Here is a 22,957-nt window from a genome sequence, read left to right as displayed (position 1 = left end):
GACTAGCGCAGGATGCGCGGCCCCGGCCCGCCCTGCGCGGCGACATCGTCGGGGTTGTAGAGCTTGCAGGTCTTGAGGCTGAGACAGCCGCAGCCGATGCAGCCATCGAGATTGTCGCGCACTGCCTGCAATTGCGCGATCCGTTTGTCGAGCCCGCCGCGGATCGCCTCGCTGATCTTCCACCAGTCGAAACTGCTCGGCGTGCGTCCCTGTGGCAGCGCGCGCAGGTGTTCGCCGATTTCCTCGAGCGAGAGCCCGAGCCGCTGGACGATCAGGATGAAGCTCAGCCGGCGGATATCGCTGCGCAGGAAGCGGCGCTGGTTGCCCGCGGTGCGCAGCGGCGCGATCAGCCCCTTGTCCTCGTAGAAACGGATCGCCGAGACCGAGAGACCGGTGCGGCGCGCCAGCTCGCCGATCGAGAGAAGGTCGGTGGGGTTCATCGGATCCGCCGCTAGCGCAAAAAATGCTTGACCTCAAGTGAGCTTGAGATCGTATCGACCTCGGCAACGTTTCCGAAGCGGCCGCACCGTGCGTCACGCAAGCACGGAGAACACCGATGCCGAAGGGTTATCTCGAACACGCCAATATCTCGGTCACCGACCCCGAACGCAGCGCCGCGCTGCTGACCGCCATGCTCGGCTGGAAGGAGCGCTGGCGGGGGCCTTCGCTCAAATACGGCCGCTCGGTCCATATCGGCAACAAGGACTGCTACCTCGCGCTCTACACCGGCGACCAAGTCCATGGTGATTACACCAAGGGCCAGCCGCTCAACCATATCGCCTTCGTGGTCGACGATCTCGACGCCGCTGAGGCGGTCGTGAAGAACCATGTGCTCGAGCCCTTCGGCCACGATGATTACGAGCCGGGCAGACGGTTCTATTTCTTCGACTGGGACGGAATCGAATTCGAAGTGGTCAGCTACGAAGCCATCGCTTCCGCACCCGACGCCGCAACCGGGCCTTCATAGCCGGCCAGCGCGGCAAGCGGCACCGTCTCGAATTGCCCCAGCCAGCGCCGCGCGAGCTTCGCCAATGGCATCGGGTTGAGATAGTGCCGCTTGCAGCGCCCGTCGCGGTGGCTGGCGACCAGTTCGGCCGCCTCGAGCACCGCGAGGTGCTTGGCCACCGCCTGCCGCGTCATCGGCAGGCCTTCACCCAATTGCCCGAGCGTCAGCCCGCCCGCCTCGCTCAGCCGGTCGAGCAGCTTGCGGCGGGTGGGATCGGAAAGCGCGGTGAAGGTGTTCGTCATGACGTCAGACTAGGCAGGCGTGGGCGATTCGCTCAAGCGGCGCGGGTCACAGCAGCGCGACTTGTCCACGGCCTGACCAGGGCTCGCCGCTGCGGTCGATCGTCAGATCGCCCGACCACGCACTGCACAGCGCCCGCGCCTGATCGGGCGCGCCCGAGGTCCACAGCGCCTGATCCTCGCGCGCCAGCACCACCGGCATTCGCGAGTGGATCGCGGCGGCGGGCCCTTCGGCCTCGGTCATTACCATCGAATAGACCGCGCCCCATTCGTCGCTCGGGCGCCAGATCCCCGCCACCGCGAACAATTCCCCGCCCGGCAGGCTCATCCAGCTGCGGGTCTTGCTCCCCGAGGGACCTTCCGCCTCCGCCCAGGCGGTCAGCGGGATCAGGCAGCGACGCTGCTCGAAGGATTGCCTCCAGAAGAAACCATCAAGCTTGTCGCTGCGCGCATTGTTGACCGGCTTGGGCTTGAGCGGCTGGCCGGTCTTGTCCTTGCGCTGGAGCGGGAAGCCCCAGACCATGCTGCGCAAGTTTCCCCCGGCGACCACCAGCCCCGGATAGCCGGGGAAGACCTCATCGGCGAAATTGGCGCCGCCGAGCGTATCGACCGCATCGAACCACGCCGCGACCTCGGCCTTGTTTTTTGTCATGCGGTAGAGGTTGCACATCGCCGTACTTCAGGCATTGCCGACGACGAAACACGCCGCTGCCACCAGCGCCCCGGCCCAGCGGTTGGAACGGAAGCGCTCGAGCGGGTTGGCAGGGTCCTGCGGATCGAGCGTCGCCACCTGCCAGCCCAGATGTCCCGCCGCGGGCAGCAGCGCCAGCAACGCCAGCCAGTCCCCGCGCAGCAGCCAGAAGCCAAAGGCCCACAGCGCCAGCGCCCCGGCATAGAACAGCGCCACCCCCGGCTTGACGCGCGCACCCAGCCGCAGCGCGCTCGAGCGGATGCCGACCAGCGCATCGTCCTCGCGGTCCTGCAGCGCGTAGATCGTGTCGTAGCCCACCACCCACAGCACCGCGCCGCCATAGAACGCCGCCAGCGCGTCCCAATTGTCGGCGCGCAATTGGGTCCAGCCGACCAGCAGGCCCCAGCTGAACACCAGCCCCAGCCAGGCCTGCGGCCACCAAGTGATCCGTTTCATAAAGGGATAGGCGGCGACCATCGCAAGGCTCGCCAGCGCCACGCCCTGTGCCAGCCCGCGCAATTGCAGCAGCACCGCGAGGCCGACCGCACACAGTGCCAGCAGCCAGACCCAGGCAAGCTTCCTGGACACCCGCCCGCTCGCCACCGGGCGCGCGGCGGTGCGCGCGACCTGCCGGTCGAGATCGGCGTCGACGATGTCGTTGTAGACGCAGCCCGCCCCGCGCATCGCGATCGCGCCCAGCAGCAGCCAGGCGAGCAGCACCAGTTGCCAGCCCGCGCCCGCCAGCCACACTCCCCAGGCGCAGGGCCAGAACAACAGCCACCAGCCGATCGGCCGGTCGAACCGCGCCAGTTGCGCCAGATCGCGCGGGCCTTGCGGCAGCCGCGCGATCAGCCCGCGGTGTTCGCTGTCGGGAACTATCGTTTCGCTCATAGTGCAATCCCGTAGCCAATTGCGCCGCCTCCGCGAAGGCGGGGGCCGCGCTTTCTTTGCCGCGATGGTTGAAAACCGGCAGGATTCCGGCTTTCGCGGCGAATGACGAATGGCGATAGAGGAAACCATATGCCCGCAACCCCCGCCTGGCCCCCCAAGAGTGCACCGCGCCTGTTCGTCGCCGATACGCTCCACCCCGGCGCGCAGGTCACGATCGAGGGACCGCAGGCGCATTACCTCTCGCGGGTGATGCGAGTTGGCGCGGGCGATCCGGTGGTACTCTGCGACGATGCGACCGGCGAATGGGCCGCGCGCGTGGTCGAGGCGGGCAAGCGCAGCGTCGCGCTCGAAGCGGTCGAACTGCTGCGGGAACGCGAGATGGTGCCCGATATTTGGCTGTGCCCGGCGCTGATCAAGAAGGACCGCTTCGATCTGGTGCTGGAAAAAGCAACCGAGCTGGGGGTCGCGCGGATCGCCCCGGTGGTGACTCGCCGCTGCGTCGCCGACAAGCTCAACCCCGAACGTGCGCGCGCCATCGTCACCGAAGCGTCCGAGCAATGCGCGCGCACCGCGCTGCCCGAGCTGGCCGAACCGGTGAAGCTCGCGGCGCTGCTGGCCGACTGGCCCGAGACCCGCGCGCTCTATTTCGCCGACGAGAACGGCGGGATGCGGCTGGCCGAAGCAATCGGCAGCACCCCATCGGCCTGCGCCGGGTTCCTGATCGGCCCAGAAGGCGGCTTCGACGACCAGGAGCGCGCCGCGATCCGGGCGCTGCCGCAGGCCGTCCCCGTCTCGCTGGGCCCGCGCATCTTGCGCGCCGAGACCGCCGCGCTCGCCGCGCTGGCGGTGTGGATGGCGCTTGCCGGCGACTGGACTGATAGGGATACTCATCCGGACCGGGGCCAATAAAGGGCTGGCGCGGCGCAGGGGGACTGCCTAACGCGCGACTCATGAGTACGCGCAAGGCATCCGAAGACGCCGATCCCATCATCGAAAGCCGCGACCAGCTGATCGCGCCGCTCGCCAATGGCGAAAAGCCCAAGGCCGACTGGCGGATCGGCACCGAGCACGAGAAGCTCGTCTTCCACCGTTCGGACCACCGCGCGCCATCCTATGACGAACCCGGTGGCATCCGCGATATCCTGCTGAGCATGCAGGAATTCGGCTGGGAGCCGGTCGAGGAGGGTGGCAAGGTCATCGCCATGCGCGGCGTGGACGGCGCAGTCAGTCTCGAACCCGCCGGCCAGCTCGAGCTCTCGGGCGCACCGCTCGAAAACCTTCACGAAACCTGCGCCGAGACCGGTCGTCACCTCGAACAGGTCAAGGCCATCGGCGATCGCTGCGACGTGAGCTTCCTTGGCCTCGGAATGTGGCCCGACAAGACCCGCGCCGAACTGCCGATGATGCCCAAGGGCCGCTACGACATCATGGCGCGGCACATGCCGCGGGTGGGCACGATGGGGCTCGACATGATGCTGCGCACCTGCACCATCCAGGTCAATCTCGACTATTCCTCCGAAGCCGACATGGTGAAGAAATTCCGCACCGGGCTCGCGCTCCAGCCGCTCGCCACCGCGCTGTTCGCGAATTCGCCCTTCACCGAGGGCAAGCCCAACGGCTATCTCTCCTACCGCAGCCATATCTGGTCCGACACCGACCCGCAGCGCACCGGAATGCTGCCCTTCGTCTTCGAGGAGGGTTTCGGCTACGAGCGCTGGGTCGACTACATGCTCGACGTGCCGATGTATTTCGTGTTCCGCGACGGCAAATACATCGACGCTGCGGGGATGAGCTTTCGCGACTTCCTCAAGGGCGAACTGCCTGCCCTGCCCGGCGAACTGCCGCGCGAGGCCGACTGGTGGGACCATCTTTCGACCGCCTTCCCCGAAGTGCGGCTCAAGAGCTTCCTCGAAATGCGCGGCGCCGACGGCGGACCGTGGAACCGGATCTGCGCGCTGCCCGCGTTCTGGGTCGGGCTGCTCTACGACCAATCTGCGCTCGATGCTGCATGGGATCTGGTCAAGGACTGGAGCATGGAAGAGCGCGAGACCCTGCGCAACGCGGTGCCGAAACAGGCGCTCGACGCGGCGCTGCCCGGCGGCGGGCGGTTGCAGGATCTCGCCAAGGAAGTCCTCGCGATCGCGCGCAGCGGGCTTTCGGCGCGTGCGCGACTCAACACCTCGGGCGATAACGAAACCGGTTTTCTCGAGACGCTCGACGAGATCGTGGAGAGCGGGAAGGTCCCGGCGCAGCGGCTGCTCGATCTCTATCACGGGTCGTGGAACGGCGATGTGAGCCAGGTCTACAAACAGAGTTTCTGACGAAGCAAGGACGGCGTGATGATCCAGATCAACGGTACCCTCAAACTGGCCCCCGACACGCTTTCCAGGGGGCGCGAAGCGATCGTCGCCATGGTCCGCGCCTCGCGCGCCGAGGACGGTTGCCTCGAATATGGGTTCGCGCAGGATCTGACCGATCCCGATGTGCTCTATCTGGTCGAGCGCTGGCGCGACCGCGCTGCGCTCGACGCGCATTCGGCTTCGCCGCATATGGACGCGTTCAAGCGCGCCATGGCCGCCAATCCGGCGGTGGAGCGCGACCTGCGCATCTTCGAGACCGACGAAGGCCTGCCGCTGGCCTGATTACTCCGCCGGTTGCGGCCTGGCGGCGGGCCGGAGCGCAATGATCGCCCGGGTCAACCTCGTCAGCGGGGCCGTGATCAGCCCGTGGGCGCCCATCCAGGCATGGTATTCGCGGTATTTCTGGTCTTCACCCAGCAGATGCGCTTCCTCGGTGCGCGCGCGCCAGTAATAGATCGCGTTGACGCACAGCAGGCAGAAGACGTTGCGGATCGCATCGACCGGCGACCCCGTGGTGACCAGGAAAGGCATCACCGAACACCACCAGAACAGGTTCTTGGAAACATAGGCCGGGTGCCGGGTGAAGCGGTAGGGACCGTGGGTAATTACCCCGCGATAGGTCAGGTTCGAAAAGCGCAGGCCGAAAGCGAAGGTCGCCCAGGCGTAGATCGCAGTGAGGAAGACGAGCCACGCCGCCCACACCCACAACAGCACCTCGCTCCCGGCGAACCAATAGGCCCAGTCGCGGGTATTGCTCTCGTAATTGAGCACCAGCCCGTTGCCGATGATCCCCCAGACGAAGGGCGGATAACAGATCAGCGCCGCCAGCCAGCCTGCCAGAAAGGGATTGCCGCTGCGGATATGCGCATCGAGCGGGCGCATGGTGACGATATAGCCGATCGTGCCGATCTGAACGTCGATCACGAACATCAGCTGGAGCAGGGCGACACCCAGCCGCACCGGATCGTCGAGGATGCCGCTCAGATCGGTGTTGACGATGCTCACGAAACCGCCCGGCAGGATCGAGATCATGAAGGCGGCGAAGAAGCCCTTGATCAGCCAGGCGCGCCCGTGCTTCTTGACCTCCTCTAGCTCCCATTCGCCCCGGCCGCTCAGCAGCGCGCCGAAATGCCAGGCATGGTCGCGCGGTTCCACCAGAACCCGGTCGAGCCACACCACATAGGGGATAGAGAGCAATGCCAGCGGAATGATGCTGACGGCCAGCACCGACATCGCGAATTCATAGCTGCCGGACCAGTACCAGCGCGAGACGCAATAAAGCCCAGCGATGATCGCCCAGGTGGTCCACAGCCCGGCAATTTTGGTGACACAGCGCGCAAGGTCCGGTTTCCGCGTCCGGGCAAGCGACCAGTCGATCCCGGTGGACGGGCGCCGGTGAACCTTGTCCACCACCAGCGACCAGGCCACCATCGGCAGGCAGGCCACCACCAGACCGGTCAGAACCGCGAATGGGCCATCCATCCGCTCGCGCGGACCGGGCAGATCGAAAGCGCTGCTGATTTCGGGCCAGTGGCGACAGAAAGCGAACCAGCCAAGCAGGCTGATAACGCCGAGCACGCCCACTATGGGCGAAACATCGCTGACCGGACGCGTCGCCGGAACCTCTGGTGTCGCAAGCGCGGTCATCTCGCGCTTTTCATAGCGAGAGAGTGGTTAACGCGACGCAAAAATCGCGCGCGTCTCAGCGGAAAGCAGTGATCCGGCCGCTGTCGTCGATCACAAAGAGCGTGTTGTTGGCAACGACCGGCGGCAGCGTGACGGGTTGTTTCAGCTCGTGGAACAGCGTCGCCGAACCCTCGCCCGCGCCGATCCGGTAGATCTGGCCTTCGGAATTGACCGTCCAAAGATTGCCCCCGGCGAGCACCGGTCCCTGCCAGTAGATCGGGCCTTTGCGGTCTTCGATGTCGCGAAATTCGGGCAGCTGGGTGAGCCAGCGCACTTTGCCGGTGGAGCGGGCGATGGCGAGCAGGCGGGCATCGTCGGTGAGTGTGAATATCCACTCGCCGGAAATTGCGGGGGTCGAAATTCCGGCGAGGTTGAGTTCCCAGATACGCTGCCCGGTGACCAGCTCGTAGGCCGCCATCCGGCCGCCTTGGCCCAGCGCATAGACGCGGCCATTGTCGATGATCGGATCGGCGTCGATATCGGTCAGCGAACCGACCGAGGTCGAGATGCTGGTCCGCGCCAGAGCGTCGGCCCACAGCGTGCGCCCGTTCTCGTAGCGATAGGCGACCAGCTCGCCCGAGCTGTAGCCCGCGATGACCGTGCCCTGCCCTGCGGCCGGAGCCGCGACGCCGAAGACGCCGGCCTGCGTCGCGGAGGCCGATTCCTGCCACCTGAGCTCGCCGGTCTGCGCGTTGAGCGCAAAGATCTGATTGTCCTGTGTCATCACGAAGACCGAACCGAAGGCCAGCGTGGGCGACCCGCGCAGCGGCCCCGCAGGCCGCACCTTCCACAGCTCGTTACCGGTGGCGGCATCCATCGCGAGGACTTCGCCCGCGCCATTGGTCCCGTACAGCCGACCGTCGGCGAAGCTCACCCCGCCGCCAAAGGCAACATCGGCCAGATCGTTGGCCAGCGCCGAATCGCGCCGCCAGACCACAGTGCCGGTCTGGGTGTCGAAGGCCGAGACATTGCCCGAGGTGTCGACGACATAGAGCCGGCCTCCCCCGACCACAGGCGCGGCACCAAGCCGGCGGCGGTTGCTCGAACCGGCAACGGTGGCGGTCCAGGCCGGGCTCGGTTGCGCGGCCAGCGCGACATGGCCCTGGTTCTTGCTCGCGGTGCCGCCACCCTGCGCCCATTCGCTGTTGACCTGAGCCGGAGGCAGCACCACCGAGACACCGGCGAGCGCGGGGTCGACTTCGGCCCCGGACTCGATCCGCGACAGGATCGGCGTGCGATCGCCCAGCGTCGGAGTGGTCTTCGGGTCCGAGCCGCCGAACAGCCCGCCGCTGCAGGCGGACAGCCCGGTGACGAGCATCGCGGCAACGCCGGCGCGGATCGTGGCTTTGGTCATGCTGTGGATCATCGGGTGAATTTCGCTTTCTGAATCATGGTGCGGGCTGAGCCGGAGGCGTGCCTAGCTGGCCCTCCACAGCAGGTTCCTGTCCCAAGCCCTGCGCTTCGAGCAGCGCATCGACATCCTCGATCGCATCGACCCCGAGCACACCGGCCATCTGGCGCGAGCGCGAACGCAGGCTTTCGGGCGCATCCTCGGATTTGGCGATCTCGGCGAACAATGCACCCGCTTCGCTTCGCTTGTTCTGTTCGAGATAGGCCATCGCGACCAATTCGCCCGCGCTGCCGAAAAATGGCTGCCCGGGCACCGCAAGCGGCTGCAGCGCAGCCACAACCGCAGCCTTGTCCATCGTGTCGAACCCGGTAGCGATCTTGCGGATCAGCGCCAGATTGCGCAATGCCTCGGGTGCAGCGGTGTCATTGGCCAGTTCGTCGAAAATCGCGACCGCATCATCGGTCCGGCCCTGCTCGGCGGCAATCCCGCCACGCAGCATACGGGCATTGGCCGCCGCGGCGTCGCTGCCGTCACCCGCGAGTTCCTCGAGCGCATCGTAAGCCGTCTGGAGATTGCCCGCCTCGACATTGTCGAGCGCGGAAACCAGCGTTTCGGAGCGCGCTTCGGCCGCTGCGCGCTGGCTCGGTTGCCACCACAGCAGAAAAGCAGCCAGCGCGGCGATCAGCAGCACCACCAGCGCGGCCAGCGGCTTGCCGTAGCGCTCGCCGAAATTCGCCAGATCGCCCTGACGGACCGCATCGTCGACCTCGCGCATAAGCGCGGTTTCTTCGGCGTCCTTGCGGCGCTGAAGCTTTTCCTGATGGGTTTCGGCGGTTGTTTTTGGAGGTAGGGCCACGAGCGGCTGAGTTCCCGTTCAAGTCAATCGTTCGGCGGCGTCCTTAGGACGCGCGCCCACTTAGGGCAATGGTTTCGCCCCACTCCGGCGCTCCTGTCCCCGTTGGCGTTAACCTCGGCTGAAACCACTCGGGCGCAATTCGCACCGCTGGGCGGATCAGAACCCATCCTTGCCTGCCGACCGCATCGCGCTCGAATACAGGCGGCGGTAGCTGGCCAGCATGTTCGCTTCGTCGAATTCGGCGCGCGCCTTCGCCCGGTTGGCAGCGCCAATCTCCTCGCGCAGCCGCTTGTCGATCGAAAGCGTCACCAACTCGGCCTCGAGAGCCTCGTCGACGAGATGGGCGGCGAGATAGTTGCGATTGGCGTCCGATACCATTTCGGCGATGTCTCCGACCTCGGGCGCGACCACCGGGCGTCCGGCGGCCATTGCCTCGATCACCGAAAGAGGAAACTGCTCGCTGTCGCTCGACAGCGCGAAGATGTCGAACAGGCCGATGACCTTCGCGGGATCGGCAACCGCCCCGGGCAGGTGGACGCGATGGTTGATCCCCAGCCGATCCGCCTCCGCCTCGATCGCGGCGCGCTCGGGCCCCTCGCCGCAAATCACCAGATGCCAGTTTTCCGGCAAGGGCGCGAAAGCGCGAACCAGCCGCGGCAGGTTCTTGACCTTGCGCAGCCCTGCCAGCGTGCCGACCCAGTTCTCGCCCGGTCGCTTGAGCAAACGGCGGATCGCATCGTTGCGCGGTTTTTTGGCGAAAGCCTTGGTGTCGATGCCATTGGAAATGCGCTTCACCCGTCCGAGCGGCTGCTGCCATTCGACCAGCGCGATCTCCTCGAGCAATTCCGAGGGCACCACCAGCCCCGCCGCCCGGCCCAGCGCGATCCGGCGATACCATGTGCGCCGACGCTTGCGCTTGAGCAGCTCTTCCTCGTCGAACCCATCCTCGTGGTGGATCAGCGGCGGCAGCTCATAGGCTTCGGAAAACAGCGTATGCGCCATCACCGCATCCATCGCGCCCCAATTGTAGGTCAGCACCAGATCGTAGCCGCGCATTGCACGCGCCAGCCGGTTGAGCCGCCCCGGCATGGGAAGGCCCTTGAGCGAGGGAAACTCGGGTTGCAGCGTCATCGCGATGCCCCGGTCGATCAGCGCGGCGGCCCCGGTTTCCTCGGGTTCGGCGGAGACGATGGTGTGGCGAAGAGCTTGCCCGAAGCCGTTGATCAGCTGGACCGTGCGCCGCTCCTTACCACCCGGCGCGAAGGTCGAATGCAGATGGAGGACATGCGGCTTTGCCGCCGCCGGCCTGGCACTCATGCGATCTCGGCCAGCAGCGCGTCGATCGCCGCGCGGGCCTCGGGCTCGTCGAGCGTCGGGGCGTGGCCGGTGTCGGGGACGACCAGTGTCGTCGCTCGTGGAATTCGGCGTTTCATCTCGGCAAAAGTGTCGGTCGAGAACAATGTCGAATCACCGCCGCGCAGCAGCAGCACCGGCCGCCCCGCCAGCGCTTCGTAGGCGGGCCACAGATCGGGCGGAACCGCCGCGGCATCGCTGTCGGCATCGAGGATCGGGTCGGCGATCTTCATGTCGTAATCGAAGGCGATCCGGCCGTTGCTGCACAAAGTCATCCCGCGCTTGGCCATCGCCAGCCAGTCCTCGGTGTCGAAAGTCGGGTGCGAGGCGCCGTGTACGTCTTCAAGCGCGCGGGCGGCGTGCATCCAGGTGGGGAAGCTGCGCCCCTGGCCGATATAGGTCTTGATCTTGTCGAGCCCCTCGCTCTCGATCACCGGACCGATATCGTTGAGCGCCACTCCGGCGATGCGCTCAGGCGCAAACGTGGCCAGCATCATCGTCATCAGCCCGCCCATCGAGGTGCCGATCGACACAAAGCGCGCGATGCCTTCCTGCTCGAGCAGCGCGAGCACATCGGCGACATAGGTCGGCACCGTATAGGTCGCGCTGTCGGTGGCGTAATCGCTGTTGCCGCGCCCGCGCATGTCGGGGGTCAGGACCCGCCAGCCTTGCGCCGAAAGGTGCAGCGCCAGATGTTCGAAATCGCGGCCGTTGCGGGTCAGGCCGTGCAGGCACAGCACCGGCGGGCGATCTTGGGTTCCGGGCATCTGGCTCGGGTAGTCGCGGAAATGCAGCGTCAGGCCGTCGGGGCTCTGCCAGCTCTTCTCGGAATAGGGCTTGTCCATGGGGAGGGAGTGTCGTCCATTTCGCTGCGTGAGCCGTGAGTTGCGGCGCCTGGCCTTGTGCCGGGTCGCCTTGGTCCCCACTATTGCTGCATGCGCGAAGAACCGCAAGCCGCGAGCTATCGCGCCGAGACGCCGATTGCCGCGTTGGCCGAATGGCTGGGCGATCCGGTCGCGCCTGCCGATTTCCCGGAAACCGTGCTGCGGTTCCGCAACGATCGGGCCGCGCGCGAGATCGGGCTGGACAGTCTGGACGAGGCCGGGTGGCTCCAGCATTTCGGACGCTTCGCTCCGCTTCCCGACAATCTCCCGCAACCGCTCGCCCTGCGCTACCACGGCCACCAGTTCCGCGTGTACAATCCCGAAATCGGCGACGGGCGCGGATTTCTTTTCGCCCAGCTGCGCAATGTCTCGGGTCGGCTGATGGATCTGGGGACCAAGGGTTCCGGCCAGACGCCGTGGAGCCGGGCAGGCGACGGGCGGCTGACGCTCAAGGGGGCGGTGCGCGAGATACTCGCCACCGAAATGCTCGAGGCGTTGGGCGTCCACACCTCGCGCACCTTGTCGGTGATCGAGACCGGTGAGGAACTGCAGCGCCATGACGAACCTTCCCCCACGCGCTCGGCGGTGATGGTCCGGTTGAATCACGGGCATATCCGCATCGGCACCTTCCAGCGACTGCTCGCGCTCGAAGATAAGGACAGCATGGCTGCGCTGGTCGAATATTGTATGGCACAGTTTCCCGGTCCGCCCCCACCCGCCGACGCGCCGGGACGCGATGAGCCCGCGGTGCGGCTGATGCATCAGGTGGTCGAGCGAATGGCGGATCTCGCCGCCGGCTGGATGGTCGCGGGATTCGTCCACGGGGTGCTCAACACCGACAATATGAACGTCTCTGGCGAGAGCTTCGACTACGGGCCGTGGCGGTTCCTGCCGCGCTGGGATCCGGGTTTCACCGCCGCCTATTTCGACCACTCGGGGCTCTATGCCTTCGGACGACAGCCCGAGGCCCTGCACTGGAACTGTGGACAAATGGCGGTGGCGTTGCGGCTCCTCGTCGACGCCCCTCCCCTGATCGCCGCGCTCGAGCGCTTCGGTGAGCTGTACATGGCTGCGGTCGGACGGCGCTGGTGCTGGCGGCTGGGCGTGGCGAGCCGGGGCGCCGAAGAGGATGCAAAGCTGGTATCCGCCTGCGAAAAAATTCTCGTCGAAAGCGGCGAGGCGCCCGACGCCTTCTTCCATCGCCATCGCGGTGGCCGCGCGGCCCAAGGGCCACTCAAGGCGGCATTGGCGTCCTATACGTCCGGCGATACCGGTCAGCATTCCTACTGGAACGATTCCGCACCTCAGAGCATGCTGATCGACGAAGTCGAGGCGCTGTGGTCCGCGATCGAGCAGCAGGACGACTGGCGACCGCTGGAGGACAAGATCGCGGCGATCCGGCGGATGGGCGAAGCTCATGGCGCTCCACCGGTGCCCGCGGGCCATCCCGCGAATTGACGCTCGCGCGATTTCGACTCACAACCTCTTGGCTAGCGGGGCCGTGGCCCACTAACGCTTCTGGCGCGTTGGAGTTATAACGGTAGAGCGATTGTAGAAATACGACATCACGAGGGTTCGAGCACAGTGTCCGACAGGCAGATCATTTCCTACCAGCCCGCGACGGGCGAAGAATTGTGGCGCGGCGATATCGGCAATGTCGATGCCTGCGTCGAACGGGCGCGCGAAACCTTGCGCGATTGGGCCCACCAGTCGCTCGGCCAGCGGATCGAACTGGTCCGCCGCTTCGCCAACGAAGTGCGCAAGCAAGCCGAGCCCTTCGCCGAGCTCATCGCGCGCGAAACCGGCAAACCGCTGTGGGAAGCGCGGACCGAGGTCGAGGCCGTCATCGGCAAGGTGGAAATCTCGATCACCGCCTATGCCGAGCGCACCGGCCAGAAGAAGCTCAACAGCGCGCTGCAGGGCACCGCAGCGGTGCGCCACAAGCCGCATGGCGTGATGGCGGTGCTGGGCCCGTATAATTTCCCCGCGCACCTGCCCAACGGCCATATCGTCCCCGCGCTGATCGCCGGCAATTGCATCATCTTCAAGCCGAGCGAGAAGACGCCTGCGGTCGGCGAATTCCTCGTAAAATGCTTCCATGCGGCCGGATTCCCAGAGGAAGTTGTGCAATTGCTGATCGGCGGGCCCGAAGAGGGCAAGGAGCTGGTCGCCCACTGGCTGGTCGACGGAGTGCTGTTCACCGGCTCGGCGCGCGCCGGCGTTGCGATCAATCGCAAGCTTGCCACCGAGCCTGGCAAGATCGTTGCGCTCGAAATGGGGGGCAACAACGCCATCGTCGTTACCGACACCCCCAAATTCGACGATGCCGCGGTCACCATCATCCAGTCCGCCTTCACCACCGCAGGCCAGCGCTGCACCGCCGCGCGGCGGCTGATCGTGACCGATTCGATGTATGACGAGATCGTCCCGCGCGTGAAGGCGCTGGCCGAGCGGCTGATCGTCGGCGAACCCTTCGCCGACCCGCAGCCCTTCATGGGGCCGGTGATCGACAACCAGACCGCCGATCTGCTCACCGAGAGCTTCGTCGCGCTGATGAGCCGCGGCGCCAGGCCGATCCTGCATATGAAGCGGCCCGACGAGGACAAGCCATTCCTCACCCCCGGAATCCTCGATGTCACCGATATGCACGAACGGCCCGATATCGAACTGTTCGGTCCGCTGTTGCAGGTGGTCCGCGTTCCCGATCTCAACGAGGCGATCACCGAGGCCAACATGACCCGCTACGGCCTTTCCGCATCGCTGATCGGCGGAACGCCGCAGGATTTCGAGATGTTCTGGAACGAGATCCGCGCCGGCATCATCAACTGGAACCGGCCGACCAATGGCGCATCATCGGCCGCGCCCTTCGGCGGGGTCGGCCTGTCGGGCAATCATCGCCCGGCAGCCTTCTATGCCGCGGATTATTGCGCCTACCCGGTTACCAGCACCGAAATGCAGCAGCCTCGCGCCAGCCTCGGGGTCGGGCTCAAGGAATGAACCCGGGCGCCGCGCCTAGGGGGTGCTGGTGACGAGATCGATCTCGGTCACGCCCGAGGGCAGTCGGCGACCGTAGACGACAAACGCGTTCTCGCCGCTGGTGCCGCTGAGGATGTTGTCGCCTCCGGCCTTCACATGTTCGGCCGAATAGCCATTGGCGAGCGCACGCGTGTGGTAAAAGGCCAGCACATCGTCGAGCGGCACCGGCGTGAGGAACGACACGACGCGCAGCGCGCAGCTGCCCTCGTCGGTCCCGGCAGCTTCCTGGGTGTTGCCGCGCGGATAGACCGGGAAGGTACCGGGCAGCTTGGCCGCCCAGGCGGTGGTGTATTCGACCCGCGATTCGCAATTGGTGCCGCCCGGTGCGACCGCGGCCTGCGCCGCCTTCTGCATCGCCGGGGTCACCGGTTGAGCAGCGCCCAGATCGCGCGGTGCGGGGACCGCGCGCAGCGCGTCGGCCCCGCCCACGAGTTCGGCGGCACGGGTGCGCGCTGCAGCGATGGCTTCGGGAGTGCGATTGATATTGGGCAGCGAACGATCGTCCGAACCGGACAGCGCGGCATTGCCCTGATTGCTCCCGGCGAGATCGGGATCGGTCATCAGATCGTCGTTGAGCGCCTGCTCGCTCGCCGGATCGAGATCGCCACTCGCTTCGGTTTCCTCGGGCTCGCTGCTGCAGGCGGCCAGCAGGACGAGCGGCAGGGCTAGGGTAGCAAAGGGAAAGCGCATCGGGACAACTCCGGGTGATAATTCGGAGCGATCCATACTCCAGCGCTGCCACGCTTGGCCAGATGCCCAGCACGCCTTGCGCCATTGCGGGACGGATGGCCGGTAAACATGAAGACGCCGCAGCTCTCGGAATGAGAACTACGGCGCCTTCCGCGGCCCGGTGGAACCGCGTTTCGACCGGGGTGGGCCCGGACGAAACCGAAACGTGTCTAGCGGCAGCGGGTGCTGGAGCGATCGATCTCGCGGCCGAGCAGCGCACCGCCGGCGGCGCCGAGGATCGCACCCAACGTGCGATCGCCACGGCCTGCGACTTCGTTGCCGATCAGCGCGCCGACACCGGCACCGATCAGCAGACCGGTCGTGCCATCGTCCTTCTTGCAATAGGCCCGACCGTCGTCGCCGCGCCAGATGCGGGTGTTGTTGCGGATCGGCTGGTCGTAATTGGACGAATAGCGCTCGTAATTGTCGCGACTCTGGTTGCGACCCCGTTTCTGGTAGCGCCGGTCGCGCCGGTCGCGCTGCATCTGCGAGGTTTGTTCATGAAAGACATGCGGGGTCGCGAAGCTGGGGACCAGCGACGCGCCGGCTGGGGCGGCGGAGGAATGCGCGGCGGGGGCGGCAACGGCGGGGGCAGAAAGGGCGAGACCGGTCGCGGCGAGGGCCATTCCGGCGAGGGTGAATGATTTTGCCATTTTTCAGTCCTTTGCTTTCTGCGATGCGACCTCTCGTCGCTCGATTTGTTCAGCAATATCGCCCCGATTATGAACGGTTTGCAACCACCTCGTCAGCTTTGAATTTGTGCGACGAACCGAGCCGATCCTATCGACAAGTTGAAGCTTGCCCCGCGTCCGGGCGGGTCCTAGCCGCCGCCAATGAACCAGACAGAATCCGACTCGCGGCCCTCCGGACTGCCCGCCGCGATCGGCGCCTATGTGATCTGGGGGTTCCTGCCGCTCTACCTGCTGCTGGTGCGTGCGGTGCCCTCGGCCGAATTCGTCGCCTGGCGGATCGTCTGGACGCTGCCGATCTGCCTGCTGATCGTCTGGGTGCGCCGCCAGGGACCGCAATTGCGCGCCGCCATCGCCGATCTGAAGAGCCTGCGCTGGCTGTTGCTGAGCGCCACGCTTATCGCGGTGAACTGGTTCGTCTATGTCTGGGCGATCCAGGAGGGCCAGGTTTATGCCGCGAGCCTGGGCTATTACATCAACCCGCTGATCAATGTGCTGCTGGGCACGCTGCTGCTGGGCGAGACGCTCAACCGCACGCAATGGGTCGCGGTCGGGCTGGCGGCGCTGGGCGTCGCGCTGTTGCTCGACGGGGCGTTGACCACGCTGTGGATCAGCCTGACGCTGGCGTTCAGCTTCGGGATCTACGGCATGGTCCGCAAGCAGGTGCCCGTCGGCGCGCTGCCGGGGCTGACGATCGAATCGGGGCTGCTGCTCCTGCCATCGATCGGGATCGCAGCCTGGTATGCGATGGAGCAGGGCTCGTCCTTCGCCGTCAGCCCGCAATTGAGCGGCGCGATCGTGCTCGGCGGGGTGCTGACCGCGATCCCGCTGCTGATGTTCGCCATCGCCGCCAAGCGGATGCCCTATTCGACGCTCGGCTTCATCCAGTTCCTCGCGCCCAGCATCGTCTTCGTGCTCGGGCTGACCGTGTTCGACCTGCCACTTCTGCCCGCGCAGGCCGCGTGCTTCGGGTTCATATGGGCCGCCGCCGCGCTGTTCGGCTGGGATCTGTGGCGCCGCAGCCGGGCGCCAAAGCCGATCGGGCCGGTCTAGCCGACCAGCCGCCAGCCCAGCGTCTCGCCCGCATGGAAGGGGACGATTGCCGCATCGCCGCCGTCCACCTCGTCCGGGACCAGCGTTGCGACACGTTGTAGCGTCACCCGCTCCTCATTCACCGGCAGCCCGTAAAAGCGCGGGCCGTTGAGCGAGGCGAAACCCTCGAACCGGTCGAGCGCGTCTTCGGCGTCGAACACCGCCAGATAGCTCTCCAGCGCGAAGGGCGCGTTGAAGATGCCGGCGCAGCCGCAGGCCGATTCCTTGTCGTGGCGATGGTGCGGCGCGCTGTCGGTGCCGAGGAAATATTTCACCGACGCCGAAGTCGCGGCGCGGCGCAGCGCCAGCCGGTGCCGCTCGCGCTTGGCGACCGGCAGGCAGAACATATGCGGGCGGATGCCGCCGACCAGGATCGCGTTGCGGTTGATATGGAGATGCTGCGGAGTGATCGTCGCCGCGACCTGCGGAGCCGCAGCATCGACGAAGTCGACCGCCTGTTCGGTGGTGATATGCTCGAAAATCACCTTCAGTTCGGGCAGCCGCGCGACCAGCGGCGCCAGCACGCGGTCGATGAACACCGCCTCGCGATCGAAGATGTCGACCTCGGCCTCGGTCACCTCGCCGTGGATGCATAGCGGCATGCCGATCGCTGCCATCCGCTCGAGCACGGCATCGAGGCGGCGGATATCGGTCACCCCGCTCGCCGAATTGGTGGTGGCGCCCGCGGGATAGAGCTTGGCTGCGGTCAGCACACCGTCGGCAAAGCCGCGCGCCAGATCCTCCGGGTCGGTGTCATCGGTGAGATAGGCGGTCATCAGCGGGGTGAAATCCAGCCCAGCGGGGACCGCCGCCCGGATTCGCTCGCGATAGTCAGCCGCCATCGCGGTGGTCGTCACCGGGGGCGACAGATTGGGCATCACGATCGCGCGGGCGAACTGGCGCGCGGTGTGCGGGACGACCGCGCGCATCGTCGCGCCGTCGCGGAAATGCAGGTGCCAGTCGTCGGGGCGGCGGATGGTGAGGGAATCGGGAGCGGGTCGAGATGTTTCCGTCATAAGGTTTGCCTATGGCGCGCACCGCCCTATCTGTCACCCATGCCAGCCACCCGCCTGTTCGACCGCGCAATTGTTCGCCTGTCCCCGCAATCAGATGAGGAAGACGTTGCCAGCTTCCTGCAAGGACTGGTCACCAACAATGTCATGGGCGTCTTGCCCGCCTATGCCGGGCTGCTCTCGGCGCAGGGCAAGGCGATGTTCGACTTCATCGTCTGGCCTGCGGGCGGTGGCGAATTGCTGATAGATTGCGAGCAGGACGCTGCCGAGGAACTCGCCAAGCGGCTCTCGCTCTACCGGCTGCGGCGCAAGATCGACATCGCGGTCGATCCCGCGGTCGCGGTCCATTGGGAGGCGCATTCGGGTGATGGCGGAACCCCCGATCCGCGTCTCGCGGGACTAGGCCAGCGCTGGGTCGGAACCGCCAGCGAGGAGGATCAGGCCGCCGATACCCAATGGCTGGCGCATCGCCTGTCGCTCGGCGTGCCCGAGGGTCGCGCCGAGCTGGGCGATATTCTGTGGCTCGAGACCAATGCGGTCGAGCTCAACGGCGTGGCCTTCGACAAGGGCTGCTACATCGGACAGGAAAACACCGCGCGGATGAACTGGCGCCAGAAGGTCAGCCGCCGGCTGGTGGTGGTCCCGCTGGAGACGTCGGACGAAAAGCGCCGCCGCGCCGCCTATCCCGAGCTGGGATACGCCATCGATCACCTGCGTGTTGCCGACCTCGATCCCGCCACGCTGCCGCAATGGCAGCGCTCGGCGGTCATTCCGGCTGACTGAGCCCGGGTACCGAACTCAGCAACATCCGCTCGGCGCGGTCGCGCGCGGCGGATTCGGGCAGGCCCAGCGAACGCGCCAGAGCGGCGCCGATCAGCGCATCGCCCATCGCCATCAGCACCAGCGCCAGCGTCTCCTCGTGAACGCGCATGATCTCTTCATGTGAATCGGCCTCTTCGGGAGCGATCTCGTCGACCAGTTCGTGGATGGTTTCGACGATCGGGGTCAGCGCGTCCTCGTTGCCGGTCAGGATCATCCAGCTCGCCAGCGCACCCGCGCCTTCCTTGTCGAAGGCATCGAAAGTGAGGTCGACAACCTGCCGCGGCGAGCCCTGCCCCGCCCGGCTCGCCAGCACGGCCTCGGCGATGGCATCGCAGACATTGGCGGCGAGATGCCCGGCGAGCGCTTTCTGCAGCCCGGCGGCCGAGCCGAAATGGTGGAGCAGATTGGCATGGGTACGCCCGATCCGCGCACCGACCGCCTTCAGCGTGATCGATTGCGGACCGCTTTCGATCAGCAGCGCGCGTGCCGCCTCGAGCGCGGCAAGCCGCGACGCTTCGGGGCTCAGGCGTTTACGGCTTGCCATCGATTCGCATCCCTAATAGATTCTTAATCATCATGGTGAACCGAGACAGCTCCCTCGATCCCGAACCGGGCCTAGAACGCAGTCGTACCGACGACAAGCGACCTGAAGGCGCGCTGGCGGACGACAGGACGCAGGATGGGCTGCGGATCGCCAGCCGCAGCGCCACCCCCGAAGAACACGCGCTGATCGTTCGCGACCAGCGGTTCGACCGGCAACACAAGACCGCGCGCTGGTGGCATTCGAACGATCCGGTCGCGACCGCTTGGTACAATTCGGTCAGCGCCAGCCTGCCGCGCGGCGAAGCCTTCTTCATCGATACGCTCAAAGCCTTCCGTGCCGATCTGCCGCCCCGGCTCGCTGCCGAGGTCAAGGTCTTCACCCGGCAGGAGATCAACCACACCCGCGAGCATGTCGCCTTCAACCGGCTGGTCCAGGATCATGGCTACGATGTCGAAAGCATCGATCGCGGCATTCACGACATGCTGGCGCTGACCGCGGGCCGTCCGCCCGAATTCAATCTCGCGATCACTATCGCGCTCGAGCATTTCGCCGCGATCATCAGCCGCCAATTGCTCGCCTACCCCGAATATCTCGCGGGCGCCGACCCGGTCGCCGCCGATGTCTGGCGCTGGCACGCCACCGAGGAGATCGAGCACAAGGGGCTGGTCTACGACGTCTGGCTGCACGCCACGCGCGACTGGAGCGCGTGGAAACGCTGGAAGGTCCGTTCGCTGATCGCGGTGCTGATCACGCGCAAATATTTCGGCAACCGGGTGCGCGATGCGATCGGGCTGCTGATGCAGGACGGCTTCGACCGCCGCACTGCACGGCGCAAGCTGCGCGCCTTCCTGTGGTGGAAGCCCGGGATGATGCGGCGGATGTTCTTCGAATGGGCGGCGATCCTCAAACCCGGTTTCCACCCCTGGCAACACGACGACCGCGCGCTGATCGGGCTCGACACCAGCCCCTATTCCGATGCGGTGATGCCCGCGGAGTAGGCCAGCGGAACAGGCCATCTGATCCTTATTGACATTAATGTAAGTAACGCCTAGTTCTCTCGCTGTATTTCAGCGACGGAGCCGTTCCATGAACGCACCTACCCAGTTCGATGCCGCTTCTGCCCAGCGCATGCCATTGCGCACCCCGCCGACGCCCGAGGGCCTCGAGATCACGGTGCGCAATGAGCGCTTCAACCGCGATGCCAAGCCGAGCCGCTGGTGGGCTGGCGACGCCTTCGGAACTGCATGGCACAACGCGCTCTCGGCCACCTTCCCGCGCGGCGAGGCCTTCTTCATCGAGGCGGTCAAGGCGCACCGCGCCGGTGCCGATCCCAAGCTCGAGGGCGAGATCCGCGCCTTCGTCCGCCAGGAAATCAACCACACCCGCGAGCACATAGCCTTCAACCGGCTCGCCGAGGATGCCGGCTACGACATCGCCAAGATCGACAAGCGCGTCGAGCAATTGCTCGCGCTCACCAAGGGCCGCCCGCCGATCGCCAATCTGCTGGTGACCATGGCGCTCGAGCACTACACCGCGATGATGGCGCATGAATTCCTCGCCAACCCCAGCCATTTCGAGGATTCCGACCCCGAAGTGCGCGCCATGTGGCGCTGGCACGCGGTCGAGGAAATCGAGCACAAGGGCGTCGCCTACGACACCTTCGAGCACGCGACCCGCGACTGGACCCCGTTCCGCCGCTGGATGCGCCGCTCCGTGGTGATGATGATCGTCACAGGCCGGTTCCTGACCAACCGCTGGATCGATTCGATCGATCTGCTGGCGCAGGATGGCATCACCGGCTGGAAGGCGCGCTGGGGCCTGTTCAAATACCTCACGGTCGCGCCCGGCGTGCTGCGGCGGATCTTCCCCGCCTGGCTGAGCTACTTCCGCCCCGGCTTCCACCCCTGGGACCACGACGATCGCGCACTGATCGGCAAATACGAGGGCGAGTTCGAAGCCGCGCTGATGCCCGCCGAATAGGCCCGCATCGGCGCCAGGCTACGCCGCGTCGAGCAGCGGAGGGTCTTCAGCCTCCTCGCCGCGCCCGAGATCCACCGCGAAACACGCCACCCGCGCCGTACAGCCGCGTGCTCGGCTGAACCGCTCGGCGGTCTGCCCGGTCGGTGCGAACCCGGCCTTGAGCAGCACCCGGCCCGAGGCCGGATTGTCGAGGAAATGCGCCGCGCTCAACCGGCTCCAGCCGAACGCCCGCGCGACATCCAGCGCCGCGCGTGCAGCCTCGGTCGCGAGCCCCTGGCCCCAGTATTTGCGCGCGATCCAGTATCCCAGTTCGTGTCCGGCGTCGTCCGTAGGGTCCAGACCGACGCACCCGACGATCGGCGCACCGGAAATGTCGGGCAGCGTGATCAGAAACCGCGCCGTGCCGGGCGCGGCGCTGCTCAGCGTGAACTCGCGCGCATCCTGCAGCCCATAGGGCCATGGTGCGCGCGCCAGATTCCGCACCACACCCTCGTCGTTGATGGCTTCGTAGATCTCCGGCGCGTCTTCGAGCCAGATCGGACGCAGCATGATCCTGTCGCTGCGATGGAACATCGGACTTCTCCCCGCTGTGCCCTGCGCCGCTTCCGCTAGGGGAGGCGCATGACAATTTCGCTTCCGTGGACACCCCATCCGCGGATTTTAGAGGGAGAAACGACAAGAGGGAGACGGGGCCCCTGTAATCAGGATGGCGCCGTCTCCCTCTGAGTGTGCCGGAGTTTGACCCGGCCGGGACCATCCTGGTGGACGATCCCGTTATCGAACCGTCCGGTTATTCGGCGGCTTCCGCCTGCAGATCGACCGACACATATTTGCGGCCGAGCTTGCCCGAGTGGAATCGTACGATCCCATCGTTGAGCGCGAACAGCGTGTGGTCCTTGCCCATGCCGACATTGACCGCCGGGTAGAACTTGGTGCCGCGCTGGCGCACGATGATGTTGCCAGCGACCACCGCCTGGCTGCCGAACTTCTTCACGCCGAGGCGGCGACCTGCGGAGTCGCGACCGTTGCGGGACGAACCACCTGCTTTTTTATGTGCCATCGTCGGGTATCCTTACTTCTTGTCTTCGGCTTTGTCAGCCGGGGCCTTCTTGGCGGGAGCCTTCTTTGCAGCAGGCTTCTTGTCGGCGTCAGCCTTCTTGGGAGCAGCCTGCTCGGCGTCGGTAGCGTGCGCACCCGACTTGGACGGCGCGCCGTCCTTCTTGGGAGCAGCCTTCTTCGCTTCGGTCTTGGTCTCGCTCGCCGGTGCGTCGGCGGTCTTGGAAGCAGCCTTGGGCGCAGCGTCAGCCTTGGCCGCAGCCGGCTTGGCCTCGGCCTTGGTGTCGCCGACCTGCATGATCCGCAGCAGCGTCATCTGCTGGCGGTGACCGGACTTGCGGCGGTAATTGTGGCGGCGGCGCTTCTTGAAGACGACGATCTTATCGCTCTTGGCCTGCGCGATGATTTCCGCCGAAACGATCACCTTGCCGGCTTCGGCGAAATCATCGCCTTCGCCTGCGAGCAGGACATCGCCCAGCGTCACGGTGTCGCCGGCTTCGCCTGCGAGCTTTTCAACTGCGATCTTGTCTCCGGCGGCAACCCGGTATTGCTTGCCGCCCGTGCGCACGACTGCGAACATGGTGCTTTTCTCTCATTCAAAATGCTGTGCCGCGTTCTTGCGAAGGCACGGCGCGCCCGTCGACCCGCCAAATGACGAGGCCCGGAAAGATGGGTGCCG

26 protein-coding genes are annotated in these 22,957 nt (G+C 66.1%); 10 read left to right on the top strand and 16 right to left on the bottom strand.

What is annotated here, in order from left to right:
- Positions 1-2: 2 nt before the first annotated feature.
- Positions 3-440, bottom strand: coding sequence for a redox-sensitive transcriptional activator SoxR (gene soxR / locus A9995_RS11280; RefSeq protein WP_067613044.1), 438 nt, complete (start codon positions 438-440; stop codon positions 3-5).
- 116 nt (positions 441-556) lie between these two features.
- Here soxR and A9995_RS11275 point away from each other — a divergent pair, with 116 nt between their 5' ends.
- Complete coding sequence (locus A9995_RS11275; protein WP_067613042.1) at positions 557-967, top strand: VOC family protein; 411 nt, start codon at positions 557-559, stop codon at positions 965-967.
- Here the strand turns inward: A9995_RS11275 and A9995_RS11270 are convergent.
- From A9995_RS11270 to ubiA, 3 genes are read right to left on the bottom strand one after another with little or no spacing between them, the layout of a single operon-like run.
- Positions 919-1,248, bottom strand: coding sequence for a helix-turn-helix transcriptional regulator (locus A9995_RS11270; RefSeq protein WP_067613040.1), 330 nt, complete (start codon positions 1,246-1,248; stop codon positions 919-921). The two genes, A9995_RS11275 and A9995_RS11270, sit on opposite strands and share 49 nt — an antisense overlap.
- Before the next feature lie 46 nt (positions 1,249-1,294).
- Positions 1,295-1,915: an SOS response-associated peptidase gene (locus A9995_RS11265; protein ID WP_067613038.1), complete on the bottom strand. Its 621-nt coding sequence runs from the start codon at positions 1,913-1,915 to the stop codon at positions 1,295-1,297.
- 9 nt (positions 1,916-1,924) lie between these two features.
- Positions 1,925-2,827, bottom strand: a complete 903-nt coding sequence (ubiA, locus tag A9995_RS11260; RefSeq protein WP_067613036.1) for a 4-hydroxybenzoate octaprenyltransferase — start codon at positions 2,825-2,827, stop codon at positions 1,925-1,927.
- 129 nt (positions 2,828-2,956) lie between these two features.
- Here ubiA and A9995_RS11255 point away from each other — a divergent pair, with 129 nt between their 5' ends.
- The 3 genes from A9995_RS11255 to A9995_RS11245 are packed head-to-tail and all read left to right on the top strand — an operon-like array spanning position 2,957 to position 5,469.
- On the top strand, positions 2,957-3,736 hold the full coding sequence (locus A9995_RS11255; RefSeq protein WP_067613034.1) for a 16S rRNA (uracil(1498)-N(3))-methyltransferase: 780 nt from the start codon (positions 2,957-2,959) through the stop codon (positions 3,734-3,736).
- Positions 3,737-3,777: 41 nt separating this feature from the next.
- Complete coding sequence (locus A9995_RS11250; RefSeq protein ID WP_067613032.1) at positions 3,778-5,148, top strand: glutamate--cysteine ligase; 1,371 nt, start codon at positions 3,778-3,780, stop codon at positions 5,146-5,148.
- Between the two features lie 18 nt (positions 5,149-5,166).
- Entirely contained in the window at positions 5,167-5,469 is a 303-nt protein-coding gene (locus A9995_RS11245; protein ID WP_067613030.1) for a putative quinol monooxygenase, read from the top strand.
- On the opposite strand, the gene A9995_RS11240 is transcribed toward A9995_RS11245, so the two are convergent.
- The 5 genes from A9995_RS11240 to A9995_RS11220 form a co-directional block, all read right to left on the bottom strand.
- Entirely contained in the window at positions 5,470-6,834 is a 1,365-nt protein-coding gene (locus tag A9995_RS11240) for an isoprenylcysteine carboxylmethyltransferase family protein (protein ID WP_067613028.1), read from the bottom strand.
- A gap of 55 nt (positions 6,835-6,889) precedes the next feature.
- Positions 6,890-8,227 carry a PQQ-binding-like beta-propeller repeat protein gene (locus A9995_RS11235; RefSeq protein ID WP_082992687.1) on the bottom strand — a complete coding sequence of 446 codons (1,338 nt, stop codon included), beginning with the start codon at positions 8,225-8,227 and terminating at the stop codon, positions 6,890-6,892.
- Positions 8,228-8,261: 34 nt separating this feature from the next.
- Positions 8,262-9,080 carry a tetratricopeptide repeat protein gene (locus tag A9995_RS11230; protein ID WP_067613024.1) on the bottom strand — a complete coding sequence of 273 codons (819 nt, stop codon included), beginning with the start codon at positions 9,078-9,080 and terminating at the stop codon, positions 8,262-8,264.
- A gap of 156 nt (positions 9,081-9,236) precedes the next feature.
- Positions 9,237-10,397, bottom strand: a complete 1,161-nt coding sequence (locus A9995_RS11225) for a glycosyltransferase family 4 protein (protein ID WP_067613022.1) — start codon at positions 10,395-10,397, stop codon at positions 9,237-9,239.
- Positions 10,394-11,278 (bottom strand): alpha/beta fold hydrolase, encoded by an 885-nt coding sequence (locus A9995_RS11220; protein ID WP_067613020.1) that lies wholly within the window; start codon positions 11,276-11,278, stop codon positions 10,394-10,396. Before A9995_RS11220 ends, A9995_RS11225 begins: the two co-directional genes overlap by 4 nt.
- A 90-nt stretch (positions 11,279-11,368) precedes the next feature.
- Between A9995_RS11220 and A9995_RS11215 the strand changes: the two genes are divergently transcribed.
- Positions 11,369-12,775: a protein adenylyltransferase SelO family protein gene (locus A9995_RS11215; protein WP_067613018.1), complete on the top strand. Its 1,407-nt coding sequence runs from the start codon at positions 11,369-11,371 to the stop codon at positions 12,773-12,775.
- Positions 12,776-12,901: 126 nt separating this feature from the next.
- Positions 12,902-14,314 (top strand): succinylglutamate-semialdehyde dehydrogenase, encoded by a 1,413-nt coding sequence (gene astD, locus A9995_RS11210; RefSeq protein WP_067613016.1) that lies wholly within the window; start codon positions 12,902-12,904, stop codon positions 14,312-14,314.
- A 15-nt stretch (positions 14,315-14,329) separates the two neighbouring features.
- Here the strand turns inward: astD and A9995_RS11205 are convergent, their stop codons facing one another.
- Together A9995_RS11205 and A9995_RS11200 are read right to left on the bottom strand one after the other, a co-directional pair.
- Positions 14,330-15,043 (bottom strand): hypothetical protein, encoded by a 714-nt coding sequence (locus tag A9995_RS11205; protein WP_067613014.1) that lies wholly within the window; start codon positions 15,041-15,043, stop codon positions 14,330-14,332.
- 209 nt (positions 15,044-15,252) lie between these two features.
- The gene (locus A9995_RS11200) at positions 15,253-15,735 is read right to left on the bottom strand and encodes a glycine zipper 2TM domain-containing protein (protein WP_067613012.1); all 483 of its coding nucleotides are present in this window, start codon (positions 15,733-15,735) and stop codon (positions 15,253-15,255) included.
- A 180-nt stretch (positions 15,736-15,915) separates the two neighbouring features.
- Here A9995_RS11200 and rarD point away from each other — a divergent pair, with 180 nt between their 5' ends.
- Complete coding sequence (gene rarD / locus A9995_RS11195) at positions 15,916-16,824, top strand: EamA family transporter RarD (protein ID WP_067613010.1); 909 nt, start codon at positions 15,916-15,918, stop codon at positions 16,822-16,824.
- Here the strand turns inward: rarD and pyrC are convergent.
- A complete protein-coding gene (pyrC, locus tag A9995_RS11190; RefSeq protein WP_067613008.1) occupies positions 16,821-17,879 on the bottom strand; it encodes a dihydroorotase in 1,059 nt (352 codons plus the stop codon). The two genes, rarD and pyrC, sit on opposite strands and share 4 nt — an antisense overlap.
- 39 nt (positions 17,880-17,918) lie before the next feature.
- Between pyrC and A9995_RS11185 the strand changes: the two genes are divergently transcribed.
- Positions 17,919-18,659: a folate-binding protein YgfZ gene (locus A9995_RS11185; protein ID WP_067613006.1), complete on the top strand. Its 741-nt coding sequence runs from the start codon at positions 17,919-17,921 to the stop codon at positions 18,657-18,659.
- Here A9995_RS11185 and A9995_RS11180 read toward each other — a convergent pair.
- Complete coding sequence (locus A9995_RS11180; protein ID WP_067613004.1) at positions 18,643-19,242, bottom strand: TetR family transcriptional regulator; 600 nt, start codon at positions 19,240-19,242, stop codon at positions 18,643-18,645. The two genes, A9995_RS11185 and A9995_RS11180, sit on opposite strands and share 17 nt — an antisense overlap.
- A gap of 32 nt (positions 19,243-19,274) precedes the next feature.
- Here A9995_RS11180 and A9995_RS11175 point away from each other — a divergent pair, with 32 nt between their 5' ends.
- A complete protein-coding gene (locus tag A9995_RS11175; protein WP_082992663.1) occupies positions 19,275-20,240 on the top strand; it encodes a metal-dependent hydrolase in 966 nt (321 codons plus the stop codon).
- A gap of 88 nt (positions 20,241-20,328) precedes the next feature.
- Positions 20,329-21,222: a metal-dependent hydrolase gene (locus A9995_RS11170; RefSeq protein ID WP_082992662.1), complete on the top strand. Its 894-nt coding sequence runs from the start codon at positions 20,329-20,331 to the stop codon at positions 21,220-21,222.
- 18 nt (positions 21,223-21,240) lie between these two features.
- On the opposite strand, the gene A9995_RS11165 is transcribed toward A9995_RS11170, so the two are convergent.
- The 3 genes from A9995_RS11165 to rplU all read right to left on the bottom strand — a co-directional run bounded on the left by A9995_RS11165 (position 21,241) and on the right by rplU (position 22,858).
- The gene (locus A9995_RS11165) at positions 21,241-21,795 is read right to left on the bottom strand and encodes a GNAT family N-acetyltransferase (RefSeq protein ID WP_067613002.1); all 555 of its coding nucleotides are present in this window, start codon (positions 21,793-21,795) and stop codon (positions 21,241-21,243) included.
- 217 nt (positions 21,796-22,012) lie between these two features.
- The gene (gene rpmA / locus A9995_RS11160; RefSeq protein ID WP_067613000.1) at positions 22,013-22,282 is read right to left on the bottom strand and encodes a 50S ribosomal protein L27; all 270 of its coding nucleotides are present in this window, start codon (positions 22,280-22,282) and stop codon (positions 22,013-22,015) included.
- A gap of 12 nt (positions 22,283-22,294) precedes the next feature.
- Complete coding sequence (gene rplU, locus A9995_RS11155) at positions 22,295-22,858, bottom strand: 50S ribosomal protein L21 (RefSeq protein ID WP_067612998.1); 564 nt, start codon at positions 22,856-22,858, stop codon at positions 22,295-22,297.
- Between the last annotated feature and the right edge of the window lie 99 nt (positions 22,859-22,957).

The sequence above is a fragment of the Erythrobacter sp. QSSC1-22B genome, assembly GCF_001678665.1.
In the GTDB taxonomy this organism is placed as follows: domain Bacteria; phylum Pseudomonadota; class Alphaproteobacteria; order Sphingomonadales; family Sphingomonadaceae; genus Qipengyuania.
This window is presented reverse-complemented; position numbering and strand designations above follow the sequence as displayed.